This window comes from Streptomyces sp. NPDC002793 (genome assembly GCF_040295485.1).
In the GTDB taxonomy this organism is placed as follows: Bacteria; Actinomycetota; Actinomycetes; order Streptomycetales; family Streptomycetaceae; genus Streptomyces.
This window is the reverse complement of the sequence record NZ_JBEOVL010000084.1, coordinates 1-12,168: the sequence shown is the minus strand read 5'-3', so window position 1 is coordinate 12,168 and position 12,168 is coordinate 1. Positions and strand designations below refer to the sequence as shown.

Below are 12,168 nucleotides of genomic sequence, written 5' to 3'. Positions count from 1 at the left end.
GTCGGGGTGAGTCAGGATCCAGCCGGTGACCGTGCGTGGGGACGGCGGACGGGCCGCAGGTGCGGTCGGGGATGCGCGGAACGGCTGGAGGTAGGCGCGGACGCCGCCGTAGCCGCCGGTGTAGCCGTGCCTTTTGATCTCTTCCCAGAGGGTCCAGGCGTTCGTGCAGCCCTCGGACCACCGCTCGTGCAGGAAGGGCTTGAAGTCGTCGAGCTTTGTCCTGCGGTTCTGCCACTGCCCGTGGAACAGGTCTTCCGGCCTGGCGGCGTCGGCCAGCCGTTGGACGGTGCGGTAGGTCATTCCGAGCTGTCGTTGGATCGAGCGTCGGCTGTGGCCGGCGGCCAGCAGCGCGTGGACGGTGGCGTGCTTGGCGCGGGTGCGGTCGGCGAATCGGTGCCCGGTGGGCCATGGCGACCCGCTCTCGGCCTGTTCCGGAGCCGGAGTCTTCTCCGGCGCCGACTCGGCGAAGGTCGCACGGAGGCATGCGCGGTGGCCGGAGACGCACCGCTCGGCCGCTTCGCCGAGGTTGCGCCAGAGGTGGAATCGGTCGGCGACCTGTACCGCGGTAGGCGCGCCGATGCTGGCGCCCTCGGCGAAGAACGGGGCGCGGTCGCGGCAGACGACCTCGATGCTCGGGTGCTTAGCCAGCCAGGCCGCGACAGTGCCTGCCTCGCGATCCGGCAGGAGGTCCACCGGTCTGCGGGTCTCGACGTCGACCAGCACGGTCCCGTAGATACGGCCCTTGCGCATCGCGTATTCGTCGACGCCGACCACACGCGGGACCTGTGGCTGGGGTTCCGGTAGAGCGTTGACCAACCGCAGGAGCGTGTTCCGGCTGACCCTCGCTCCGAAGACGTCGGCCAGCCGGGCACCGGCGCGACCGGCCAGGGCGAGGCCGACCTCGGATAGCGCCGACCGCATTCGTTCGGTTCGCTGGCTGTACCGACGGGTCAGGCCCGCAACCTGCTCGACGAACGTCCGCCGCTGGCAGGGGACGTCTTGGCACGTGAAGCGCCGGACACGAAGCTGCAGCACCACCCGCCGTCCCGACATGGGGAGGTCAGCGGGAAACCGCAGGTAGGAGCCGTGCACCTGCCCCGACCAGCTTCCGCAACCTGGGCACCGAGCCCCGGTCGTCCGGCATCTGACACCGATTCGGATCACCTCGCCATCGTCCTGCATCGACTCCACCTTGATCCCCGGATCCGCCAGGAAGAGCAGCTCTTCCAGCCGGAGCAGTACCTCGCGCACAGCCCAGAACCATCAGGCCGAACGCGGTCGGCACCGGCAGTTTCCAGACGATCTCGTGTGACTGAACGCGATGGGTGGCTCCTGAGCATTCCGGTTGGCCCGACCGCATTTCGCCCTGCGAAGGATGCCTTCCGGGTTCTCGGCGCTTTGTGGTGCGTCGGGATGTGCCCCTGGATGTCCGGTAGCTGACCGGCGGGGGCAGACGGGCAGGGCATGATCGAGACTCTGGGGATTCGATGGCGGGGGTGTGGTGTGAGGGATTGGCGGACCGATCCGGCGTTCGAGATGTGCCGGGCGCTGGCGGACGGAGCGGATCTGGCCTCGTTCGCGGGAGGCGCGTTCGATGTGCGGGCGGTGGTGGCCGGCATCCAGTCCGGGGCCCACAGCGGGTTGCTTCTCGACGCCGTTCCGTGGGGGAACTTCCCTCACGGGAACGATGCCCGGAAGGCTGTTCACCTGCTGCACACCGGCGAGGACCCCGCAAGCCACGCGACGGACGTGCTGGGGGGCCTGTGTGCCAACGACAGCCGGGCCGCCGTCGCCCTCGCCGTACCGTTCCTGACCCCCATCGCCACCGATGCCCGCCACCCACACCGTGCCGCCACCCTCGGCGTACTCTCCAGCCCGGCCCGCGCCCAGCACTTCGGCGTCGCCTCCCGCGATGAACTCCTGCTCCACCGCACCGATCCTCGGCGTCACGCCCCCGACGACTACGACGACTACGGCGTCGAGGTGACCGGCTACCCGGCAGGCTGGTCGGTGGCCGCCGCCCGCGCCGCGATCACCGCCGAAGCACCCGTGCTCCTGCCCCTTCTCAACGACTCCGACCCCACCATCCGCATCGACGCCGCCTACGCTCTGGCCACCGCCGCCGACCCCGACCACACGGTCCGAACCGCCCTCGCCACCAGGTTCGCCATGGAGCATGACGCCATAGTCCGTGCCGCCCTGCTCCTCGCCGCCGCGGAGATCACCCGGGCCCACGCACATCCGCCGACCGTCTGGTGGCTCCGTGAGCGGTGGCGAGACTGGACAGAGGCCCCTGAAGTCCGCCTAGCTGCGGCGATCGGCTGGCTCTGCCTCACGGACGAACCCGCCCCCGAGGACCTTCACCAGACCATCAACACTTTCGCCACAGACGAACGCGCGCATGCCATGGACGCCCTGCCGTGGATGAACGCCGCCACCGGATCCGGTGAACCGGGACTCTGGCGCTGTATTCGCTGCATGCTCCACCCCGAAGAGCCCGAACCGTCGGACGACCCCTGGGCCTCCTCGCCTTGAGCGCCCAGCCTCGGCCCCGTTTGTGCATCGACGTTGTCCACCGGGGCCAGGCACGGTGCTCGGTCACATCTCGCGGGACCGACCAGCAAGGCCCACGGTCACAGGGAGTAGTCACACCACAGAAGTTGGACCAGAACCCGTACTCGTGGACAAAGCCAGCCCGGCACGGCCGAGGAGAGGGGGGCCTGCGGCTGCGGCATATTGGCGCCCTGCTGGCGCTCGACGGTCAGGAGAGTCTGGGGGTGATGGGGGAGGAGCAGCAGGACCGGCTCTGGTGGGCCGTTGTGCGAGAAGACGCAGCCTCCAGGAGCAGGGCCGCCGAGTACCTCGAACGGATTGGTGACGACGAGGCCGCGCGACGAGCGGAGCACGTCGAGAATCCCAACGCCTATCACCCGAAGCGTAACCCGGACGGCCACGACCTTGACAGCTGTCCTGTCTGCGGATAGGAGGCATTCGTTGTCGAAGGCCTCGTCGTGATCGGTGACCTTGTCGGGTACAGGCAGTGTCTGGTGTGTACGTACACCCGTACTTCCGACGCCGCAGAGAACGAAGCATTCGCCGGCCATTGCGCGTCGTTCATGTCCGAGTGAGCGCGTCCCGGCCTGGATGGACGCAGGGGCATTCCGGCTTGCTCACCGGCCGGCGGTTCGTCATCAGCCGCAGGCGGTGCTGGCCAATCAGTCCAGCCCTCAGTGTTCGGGCAGGATTCGTAGAATCTCGGTGACGCCGAGGGTTCCCCGAGTGCCCGATACGTCGAATGCCCGCACCTATCCGATGCGGGCATTCGGGAAGGTCCTGCCGACCACGGGGGTAGCCGCGCACCTATGCCCGGGTAACGACCAGCTGCGCAAGCGGTCACGGGAACGGATCAGGCGGCCAGGACATCCCGCAGCGCGCGCACGGCGCGCTCGTCGTGATGCCGGACGGGGATCGAGTGGTAGAGGTCCATTGCGCGGTGGTGCACGAGTCCACCGCGGAAGGCATCAGGAAGAGCTGTCAGCACTGAGACAATCCGGCGGCAGGCCTCCTCAGTGTCACCGTCCCGGTGAGTACATGTGGCAGCGTCGATGGTGAGTAGCGAGCGGGTCATGGTGCTGGTTGGCGCGGATAGCTCCAGTGCCCTCTGCTGGCTTTCGCGGGCACGCCGGGTGTCGCCGAGCGCGGTGAGTGCGTGGGACAGATGGACGTGGTGCTTCTGCTCGCTGTGGGTGAGCCATGTGTCGGCGCGGGCACCGGCATCGAGGCGTTCCATGAGGGCGTCGGCGGCCGTGAGCGCCTCGCGGGCTTGGTCTGGCTGGCCGGAGAGGGCGTAGGCGCGGGCTGCGACCGCGGCTGCCAGGGTCGCGGCTGCCGTCGGCCGGCTTCCGGCGGCCTGCCGTGCCTGCTCGGCCAGCAGCGCCGCAGCTTGCGGGGCGCCGTAGTTGATCGGCACCATCGCCTCGCGGGCCAGGACCCAGGCGTGCAGCTGGCGGTCGCCGGATTCCTGGGCGGCCCTCGAGGCCGTCGCGAACCACTTCCTGGCCTCTTTGCGGGTGCCGAGGTCGTGCAGGACGATCGCGATCATCCCCGCCATCTGCCCGGCCGTGCTGCAAACCCGGATGCGGGCGGCGACCGGCTGGGGGCTGTCGAGATGGGGCCGGAGCTCGGCGAAGTCGCTGACGAGGTCGGCGAGGAACCGGGTCGGGGCCTGCCCGTGGTACCCGTATCCGTAGGCCTCGGCAGCAGCCTCAAGGTCGGACAGATCAGCCGGGGCCGTATCAGCGGCCAGAGCGAGGTCCAGTGACTGGCGGGTCTCGGTCAACGAGGTGAGGGCGGTGGTCGTGAGGCCAGATGCGAGGGCGCCGCGCAGGACCTGGCGGCGGTTCATCGGGTCATCTCCATCGTCGGCCTCCGGGTGCGGTCTCGGGGAGCTGTGTTCCCAGGGTCGCGCAGCGAGCCCCAGAAAGGCACCGGGAATCCGAAGTGCGTCCGCGATGCGCTCGGTCGCGTCCAGCGTGGTCACCGTCGCCTTGCCCCGGGCGACCTTGGCGACCCGCTCGGCCTTCATGCCGGCGGCTTCACCGATCCGGTAGAAGCTGACCCCGTGCTCGCGGGCCATGGAGAAGACGGTAGTGAAGTCACGGGCCCGGGCGGCATGGGCGAACACCGGGTCGTTCAGCAAGCAGTCTGGAATCTGCGCTGGTGACGGACGTAAGTCGTCCACGAGTCCCCCTTCGCCCGCAGCGTCAGCCCAGACGCTACCCCCATGACGGGTCCCCACGGCGGGCTTATCCACAGGTCCGGTTCCCGCTTCACTGGCGACTGCCAACAGCGCGCCGACCGGCCGCTGAACCCCCTTTCCGCAGGAGGTATTCCATGGAGCCCAAGTCCGCTACTGCCGCCGCCAGCATCCCGGCGTCGACCGACGAGACCACCGAGCTCACCGGACCCGTGGTGGTCGCTGTCGACGTGGAGGACGAGGAGTAGCCCTCCCTCGCTTCCGCGTCCTGATCCCCCGGGGATGCCCGCCCCTCTCCTCGTGCCCACCTGGGCCGCGGGGGAGGGGCGGGCGTTTCTCGCACCGGCCGTCTGGAGACCGCAATGATCCACGTATTCGTCGGGCCGACGCTGTCACGGTCCGAACCGCAGCTGGCCGCACCCGGCATCCGGCTCTGGCCCCCGGCACGGCACGGGGACCTGTTCCACGCCACGATCCGCGACGGCGACACCGCCGTGCTCATCGACGGGGTGTACCACCAGGCCCCGGCCCTCCGGCATAAGGAAATCCTCGCCGCGATGGGCCGGGGTGTGCACGTCATCGGCGCGGCCAGTATCGGCGCGCTGCGGGCCGCCGAACTCGCACCGTACGGAATGCTCGGCGTCGGCACCGTCTACGCCGCCTACTACCGCGGCGACATCACCGCCGACGACGAAGTAGCCGTCGGCCAAGCTCCCGACGGGCAATGGGACGCCTTGACCTGGCCGCTGGTCAACCTCCGCAGCGTGCTCCGGCTGGCTCAGGAGGCCGGCATCCTCGACCGCGCCCGGGCCCACGAACTGCTTGAGGCGCTGCGCGCGGTCTACTACCCCCAGCGCACCACAGCCGCGGTCCGGGCCGTCTGCCGCTGGCAGGGCGAGAGCCCGTTCGCCCGCTGGCTGACCGAACAACTCCAGCGGGACCCGCACTTCGGTGACGTCAAGCGCGCTGACGCCTTGGCCGCCGTACAGACCGCTCTCTCCGGCAGGCCGCTCCCGGTCGGTGCCCGGCCGGCACGGGGTATGTGGGACACCACGTACTACCGGCGCTGGTCCAACGCCTGGGCGCACGAGAGGGTCGACGGACTGCACCTGTCCACCGAGGACCGCTTGGTCTACCAGCAGGTCTTCGATCCGGCCTTCCGGGAAACGTGGGCGGCCTACCTCGAACACCGCTCCTTGCACCCCGCTCACGGCCCGGGCCTGCCGCTGACGGTGCGGCTGGCCCAGGCGGCCGGGAACACCCTGCCTGCCGACCGCGTGTTCCACCCCACCATCGACCTCCGGGACAAGCAGACTGCGGCCCTGCTGCTTGCCGGCGAGACCCCACAGGACCGACAAGCCGTCGCCCAGTACGCCGCCGTCCTCGAACAGGCACGCCGCACACAGCCCGGGTTCTCCACGGCAGCGGTACGCGACGCACTCACCCGGCAGCTCCTGCTGCGGGTGTGGAAGTGCCCCGAGCAGTACTTCGACGCGGAGGCCTCCGCCCGCGGGCTGGTCTCCGGGGCACACGCCGTCGCGGCCGCCAAGCCCCTCGTACCCGGCCTCCTGGACGAGATGAACGAGTCGACCGCGAAGAGGGAGACGGCTGATGCGCACTGATGACGTGGTTGTCCTGCCGGGCACGGTGCGTGCCCGGAGCGCCGAGCAGACCTGGGAGGCGGTGGCCGGGCACCTGACGCACTACGGCATCACCCGCGTCGCTGACCTGACCGGCCTGGACTGCATCGGGCTCCCGGTCTGGACGGCGATCCGACCCGCCTCCCACACCCTGAGCGCGTCCCAGGGAAAGGGGGCCACCAGCCTGCTCGCGAAACTCTCCGCGGTCATGGAGGGGATCGAGCTGTGGCACACCGAGCAGCCACTCCACATCGCGGCCCGCGGACCGGCAACAGAGGTGGCCCCCAACTGCCCGCTGACCGCCATGCCACTGACCGTTCCCCACCCCGACTACACGCTGGCCAGGATGGTGTGGGACTGGACGCCGGGCACCGGCCTGGACAGCGGGGACGAGGTCCTCGTGCCGGTCGACGTCGTCCGCCGCCGCGCTCAGCGACCCGAGTGGAACCCGGATCTGATCCGCGCGACCAGCACCGGCCTCGCGTGCGGGAACACCAGGGACGAAGCCCTGCTGCACGGGCTGTACGAGGTCGTGGAACGCGACGTGCTCTACGGGGACGGTCTCAACGGCGGCAGGAACCGCACCCTCATCGACCCCGCAACCGTCGACGACCCGCACAGCCAGGAGGTGGTCGACCGGCTGGCGGCCGCGGGCATGATGTTCGAGATGGCGTTGGTGGACGGTCCGTACGGGCTGCCGGTGTGCGTGGCCTACCTCTGGTCGGAGGACTACCCGGTCGTCTTCGCCGGCGGCGGCTGCCACAGCAGTCCCACGATCGCCCTGACCCGAGCGCTGACAGAAGCCGCACAGTCGCGGCTGACGGCCATCGCCGGCACGCGCGACGACCTCCCCAGCGACATCGCCAGCTTCGACACCCCGTTCCATCCACCGCAGGCCACCGGCCTCATGCCCTGGACGCAGGCGACATCCCGACTCGCCCCACCCGCCCCGACCTTCGCCGAGCGCCGAGCCGACGTGGTCCGCAGAGTCACCGATGTCACCGGACACGAACCCGTGGCCCTTCAGTTGTCCGCCCCCACCGCACCGGTCCACGCCGTGCAGGTCCTCTGCCCCGGCACCCACTCGCGGATCCGGAGATCGATGCCCCGATGAACACCACCCCACCCCAGACACCCGCACCCGCGCCGCCGAATCCCGCACAGTACGACGCCTTCCACACCGCCCGTGCCCGCACCGACCTCGTCGCCCGGATGTACGCCGCGGCGATGGGCGCCGACTACCCGGCGGAGATCGGCGCTTCGAGCTCCTGCGACTGGCCCCTGCTGGCACTCATCACCAGCCGACTGAGCATGCGACCGGGACAGCTCCTCGTCGATGCCGGCTGCGGAACCGGCGGCATCGGCCTCTGGCTCGCCCGCGCCCTGGCCCTGCGCCTGGACGGCTTCGACCTCTCACCGGTCGCTGTCAACCAGGCCACCGCCCGCCGCCCCCACTTCCTCGGCAACGACACCGCCCGCGCCACCTTCCGCGTCGCCGACCTGCAGAACACCTCCCTGCCCGACTCCGCCGCCCATGGCATCGTCTGCATCGACGCTCTCGGCCGCGCGGCCGACCGCGACCAGGCGGTAGCCGAGCTCGGCCGCGTCCTGGCCCCGGGCGGCCGGCTCGTGACGACCCGCTCCCTGCGCCGAGACGCCACCCCCGCATGGGCCGAGCAGGCTGCAGCAGCCGGGCTCATCGTGGAACACGTGGACGAACGCCCCGATGAGCCCGCTATGTGGGAGCGCCTCTACCGCCTCTGGATCAGGCACGCCGACGAGCTGCGCCGCGAGCTGGGTGACGCACCGGCGCAGAGCATGCTGGCGGAGGCCGAACAGATGCTGCCCGCATTGCCCTGCCGACGGGCCGTCCTGCTGACCCTTTACCGCCCCGCGACCGCCCCTGATCAGGCCCGTATCGCCGATAGGATGGCCACGCCCGACCGCCACGGCGGCGGGCACACGCCCGACGAGAGGACCCCGCAGTGAGCCAGCCCCGAAGCCGTGCGGCCGTGTTCTCAGCAGGGTCCTGGGGCACCGCCGTCGCCAAAATCATGGCCGACGCCGGCACCGACGTCACCGTCCACGCCCGCCGTAGCGAGATCGCCGACGGCATCAACACCACACACCGCAACCCCGGCTACTTCCCCGACATCGAACTGCCCGCCACCCTCACGGCCACCACCGACCCGGCCACCGCGCTGGACGGCGCGAACTACCTCGTGCTCTCCATCCCCGCACAGTCGCTGCGCACCAGCCTCGCCGCGTGGGCACCGCTCATCGGACCGGACACGGTGATCGTGTCGCTGATGAAGGGCATCGAACTGGGCAGCGGCCTGCGCGCCAGCCAGGTCATCATCGAAGTGACCGGCATAAGCGAGGACCGCATGGCAGTGCTGTCGGGTCCGAACCTGGCCCGGGAGATCATGGCAGGGCAGCCCGCCGCCGCGACGGTCGCATGCCGCGACGAAGACACCGCACGCCGGGTTCAGCAGGCCTGCCACACCCCGTACTTCCGGCCCTACACCAGCACGGACGTGACCGGCTGCGAGCTCGGCGGCGCCGTGAAGAACGTCATCGCCCTCGCCGTCGGCATCGCCTCAGGCATGGGCCTTGGCGACAACGCCTCCGCCATGCTCATCACCCGCGGCCTCGCCGAAACCACCCGCCTCGCCACCGCCATGGGCGCCCATCCGGCAACCCTCGCCGGCCTGGCCGGCCTCGGCGACCTCGTCGCCACCTGCTCCTCCCCGCTCTCCCGCAACCGCACCTTCGGCACCCACCTCGGCCAAGGCATGAGCGTCGAGCAGGCAACCGCCGCCACCCGCACCACCACCGAGGGCGTCAAGAGCGCAGAGGCGATCCTCGCACTGGCCCGCGCACACGACGTCGAAATGCCCATCACCGAAGTGATGTCGGACCTGCTCCACGACAAGATCGGCCTCGATCAGGCCACGGCCGCGCTGATGCAGCGGCCCCCCAAGCCCGAGCACTGACCCCCGGGCCACCCGGTTTCACCGGGGCGGCCACACCACCCTTCACCCTCCCGCCCGGAGGTTGGCACCCATGCCCCAGTTCGTGCTGCCCGCTGCCCAGATCGCCCTCACTCTCGCCCTTGCCGCATGGATGATCACCGGCTTCACCCGCCTGCCCGGACGCTGGTTCCGCTGGAAAATGTTCTGCCGGGCCACCTTCACCGTCATCAAGCTCACCGGCACCACAACAGACGGACGGACGGAGCCGGTCAACGTCTACGACCACCTCTCACCGGGCTCCTTCATCCTCGGCCCACCCCAGCTGCAGGCCATCATCAACTACCTGATCAGCAGCGGCCGCTACGAACGCCTCGACGGCCACGGCCGACTGCTCAACGCCCAAGGGGAGCACCACATCGAGGTGAGGGACAGCCATGTGGTTCTTTGACAGCATCGCCTCCGGCTTCCAGCACCCCACCGACCCCGGCCGCCTCCAGCTGTTCCGCATCGTCTTCGCCACCGTGCTGACCCTGCGCTTCGCCCTGTCCTTCGGCCACGGCGGATGGGACCGCTTCACCCCCGACTCGCTCAGCACCCACCTCGCCGAACAGCGCTTCGGCCCCGCCCGGGCCCGCATCCTGGCCCGCTGCTACCGGCCCGCACTGATCATCCGCACAGCCGCCGCCGTCACCCTCGCCGCAGGACTCATGCCCCGGCTGTCCCTCGTCCTGGCCCTGACCGGCGCCGCCATGGAGCTCCTCTACCTCAAGAGCCCCAACGCCGTGCGCTTCACCCTGCTGACCGGCACCTGCCTCCTCCTGGCCGGCGACCTCGGCCGCGGCCTTCACATCGAGCACCAGCCCAGCACCGCCAACACCTGGGCCCAGTGCCTCCTCGTCCTGATCACCACCGACATCTACTGGAACAGCGCCTGGCAGAAACTCCGCTCGCCCCAGTTCCGCACCGGCCTCTACCTCGCCCAGTGGATCCACGTCTACGACCAGATCAAAGACCGCCTGCCCCACCGCCGTCAGCACGCCGTCCCCGGCTTTGTCCGCCACCACACCGGCAACCTCACCGAGCGAGACATCCGCTTCTGGCGCGTGGCCTCGATCACCGCTATTGCCGCGGAGATCGGCTTGCCCCCAGCGCTCCTCATCCCGCAGACGATGCCGTACGCAGTGGCAGTCGGCATCGCCATGCATGCAGCGTTCACCTGCCTCAAGCCACGTCAGCTCATCACCTTCTCCGGCCTCACCACCGGCACCTACCTCGCTTTCACCATCTGACCCGGTGCCGATGCCCTGGCGCGTGTATGTCAGTCGCAACCCGCTCTGCCCGGACACGGATCGGCCTGCTTGGCCCCAGGTAGGAGTACCCGAACGCAGCGGCACATCCGGCTATGAGCGTGTGCCGCGCCCGCACCCCGTGGCCAGCAGGCTCCGCACACCGCGACGTTCGAAGACCGCCGAGGTGCGAGACCGCGCACATCTGCCGGTCTACTTGAGAGTGACGCAGGCCTTCGTGGACAGGCCTTTGAACTGCACGCAGATCCGGGTACCGCGCGGGTACACGGGGCCCGTGTGTCCGTCCCGGCCCCAGGACGTCTCCACGAAGTTGCCACCCACCCGGGCTGCGCGCTTCCAGCCGCTGGCGGCCTTCCACGTGCCGCCGGGCTTCTTGACGTGCCACCGGGCGGTACCGGAGCGCACACCCTCCCGCGAGGCGTACACCCAGCCCACCCCACGGGCCGTCGAGCCGCGCTTGTACCAGTAGTGGGCCACGGCCCCGGGACGGCAGCCAGATCCCTCCCCCGCACAGGCCCGCACCCGCTTGTCGACGTAGGCACGGGCCGCCATGGGCGCGGACGACGCGGGAGCCGTGGCCAAGGGGACGAGCACGGCGGTCAGGGCAACAGAAATGATCATTCGGCGCATGGACGGCTCAACGCATCTGGCCACCCCCGCAGTCACGGGCCAGGGGCCCGGTTCACCCGAAGTTGTCACCCCGCAGGGCGCGTTCGTTGGCCTTGATGAGCCACCAGCCCACCACCCGCCCCTGATAGGGCCATAGGGCAGGCACCGCACCAGAGCCGACGGACAAGCTGACGGACGAGCACGAGGATCAGCGCACTGAGCTCATGCGATATGAGACGAGAACTGGGAAAGGCCAAGCTCAGAGCCGTGAAGGTCTTCATTGGCCCTTCTCGTCGCCTCACCCGTGTTGTTGGTAGCAGGAGCGCCGATCCGCCGCCGCTACCACCGCCACGTCTACCGCGACGACGCCCCGCAGATCCTGGACAAGGAGCGAGGTCAGGCTCATCGGATGTTCCGTTTCTTCAGGTGAACCGCTCTCGCGATCGGGTGACGTAGCGTCGGCGCTCAACCGCCGGACAGGGGACGGCTGATACACCACATCCCGTGATGATCTCCCTGCTGCGACGCGGCCTGCCCGCGCTCGCCCTCGCCGCCCTGCCCCTGCTCGCCACACCCGCCTCCGCCAACACCCTCACCGGCCCCTTGCCGGTGGAAGAACTTCCCTTCACCTCCTACGCCCCAGCGCAGACCCCCGACGGCGCCCCCGTGGCCCGGCAGGCGCTGGGCTTGTTCGAGGCGATCGACCGGCTCCCGGTCGCTGAGGAGCACCGGGAGGGCTACAAGCGGACCTTGTACAAGCACTGGAACCGCGGACTGAACGCCATGGACGGCTGCGACACCCGCCGAGAGGTCATCCTCTCCGAGGCCGTGAACGCCCCCGAGGTCGCGGCCGGCTGCAAGCTCACCGGCGGCTCCTGGCG

General features: G+C 69.9%; 11 protein-coding genes and 1 pseudogene. 8 read left to right on the top strand and 4 right to left on the bottom strand.

Annotated elements, in window-relative coordinates; translation table 11 throughout:
• Positions 1–1,191: ISL3 family transposase (locus ABT001_RS34975; protein WP_351285635.1), on the bottom strand; the 1,191-nt coding region annotated here is incomplete at its 3' end.
• A 312-nt stretch (positions 1,192–1,503) separates the two neighbouring features.
• Between ABT001_RS34975 and ABT001_RS34970 the strand changes: the two genes are divergently transcribed.
• On the top strand, positions 1,504–2,535 hold the full coding sequence (locus tag ABT001_RS34970) for a hypothetical protein (RefSeq protein WP_351285634.1): 1,032 nt from the start codon (positions 1,504–1,506) through the stop codon (positions 2,533–2,535).
• A 98-nt stretch (positions 2,536–2,633) separates the two neighbouring features.
• On the opposite strand, the gene ABT001_RS34965 is transcribed toward ABT001_RS34970, so the two are convergent.
• On the bottom strand, positions 2,634–2,906 hold the full coding sequence (locus ABT001_RS34965; protein WP_351285633.1) for a hypothetical protein: 273 nt from the start codon (positions 2,904–2,906) through the stop codon (positions 2,634–2,636).
• Between the two features lie 500 nt (positions 2,907–3,406).
• The gene (locus ABT001_RS34960; protein ID WP_351285632.1) at positions 3,407–4,636 is read right to left on the bottom strand and encodes an NsdA family TPR-like regulatory protein; all 1,230 of its coding nucleotides are present in this window, start codon (positions 4,634–4,636) and stop codon (positions 3,407–3,409) included.
• Positions 4,637–5,118: 482 nt separating this feature from the next.
• Between ABT001_RS34960 and ABT001_RS34955 the strand changes: the two genes are divergently transcribed.
• From ABT001_RS34955 to ABT001_RS34930, 6 genes are all read left to right on the top strand, one after another.
• On the top strand, positions 5,119–6,378 hold the full coding sequence (locus tag ABT001_RS34955; RefSeq protein ID WP_351285630.1) for a TfuA-like protein: 1,260 nt from the start codon (positions 5,119–5,121) through the stop codon (positions 6,376–6,378).
• Positions 6,368–7,510 (top strand): YcaO-like family protein, encoded by a 1,143-nt coding sequence (locus tag ABT001_RS34950; protein WP_351285628.1) that lies wholly within the window; start codon positions 6,368–6,370, stop codon positions 7,508–7,510. The genes ABT001_RS34955 and ABT001_RS34950 overlap by 11 nt, the downstream gene beginning before the upstream one ends.
• Complete coding sequence (locus tag ABT001_RS34945; RefSeq protein WP_351285626.1) at positions 7,507–8,385, top strand: class I SAM-dependent methyltransferase; 879 nt, start codon at positions 7,507–7,509, stop codon at positions 8,383–8,385. Before ABT001_RS34950 ends, ABT001_RS34945 begins: the two co-directional genes overlap by 4 nt.
• Positions 8,382–9,392: an NAD(P)H-dependent glycerol-3-phosphate dehydrogenase gene (locus tag ABT001_RS34940; protein ID WP_351285625.1), complete on the top strand. Its 1,011-nt coding sequence runs from the start codon at positions 8,382–8,384 to the stop codon at positions 9,390–9,392. The genes ABT001_RS34945 and ABT001_RS34940 overlap by 4 nt, the downstream gene beginning before the upstream one ends.
• 70 nt (positions 9,393–9,462) lie before the next feature.
• Complete coding sequence (locus ABT001_RS34935; RefSeq protein ID WP_351285623.1) at positions 9,463–9,819, top strand: hypothetical protein; 357 nt, start codon at positions 9,463–9,465, stop codon at positions 9,817–9,819.
• The gene (locus ABT001_RS34930) at positions 9,806–10,660 is read left to right on the top strand and encodes a hypothetical protein (RefSeq protein WP_351285621.1); all 855 of its coding nucleotides are present in this window, start codon (positions 9,806–9,808) and stop codon (positions 10,658–10,660) included. The genes ABT001_RS34935 and ABT001_RS34930 overlap by 14 nt, the downstream gene beginning before the upstream one ends.
• 210 nt (positions 10,661–10,870) lie before the next feature.
• On the opposite strand, the gene ABT001_RS34925 is transcribed toward ABT001_RS34930, so the two are convergent.
• Complete coding sequence (locus ABT001_RS34925; RefSeq protein WP_351285620.1) at positions 10,871–11,299, bottom strand: hypothetical protein; 429 nt, start codon at positions 11,297–11,299, stop codon at positions 10,871–10,873.
• A gap of 495 nt (positions 11,300–11,794) precedes the next feature.
• Between ABT001_RS34925 and ABT001_RS34920 the strand changes: the two are divergent.
• Positions 11,795–12,168, top strand: a pseudogene (locus ABT001_RS34920) (hypothetical protein); the annotation flags it as partial.

What these genes read in the sequence shown, in the direction of transcription:
- ABT001_RS34960 (WP_351285632.1), bottom strand. Translation starts at nt 4,636, where the DNA reads ATGGCCCGCGAGCACGGGGTCAGCTTCTACCGGATCGGTGAAGCCGCC.
- ABT001_RS34955 (WP_351285630.1), top strand. Translation starts at nt 5,119, where the DNA reads ATGATCCACGTATTCGTCGGGCCGACGCTGTCACGGTCCGAACCGCAG.
- ABT001_RS34950 (WP_351285628.1), top strand. Translation starts at nt 6,368, where the DNA reads ATGCGCACTGATGACGTGGTTGTCCTGCCGGGCACGGTGCGTGCCCGG.
- ABT001_RS34945 (WP_351285626.1), top strand. Translation starts at nt 7,507, where the DNA reads ATGAACACCACCCCACCCCAGACACCCGCACCCGCGCCGCCGAATCCC.
- ABT001_RS34935 (WP_351285623.1), top strand. Translation starts at nt 9,463, where the DNA reads ATGCCCCAGTTCGTGCTGCCCGCTGCCCAGATCGCCCTCACTCTCGCC.
- ABT001_RS34930 (WP_351285621.1), top strand. Translation starts at nt 9,806, where the DNA reads ATGTGGTTCTTTGACAGCATCGCCTCCGGCTTCCAGCACCCCACCGAC.
- ABT001_RS34925 (WP_351285620.1), bottom strand. Translation starts at nt 11,299, where the DNA reads ATGATCATTTCTGTTGCCCTGACCGCCGTGCTCGTCCCCTTGGCCACG.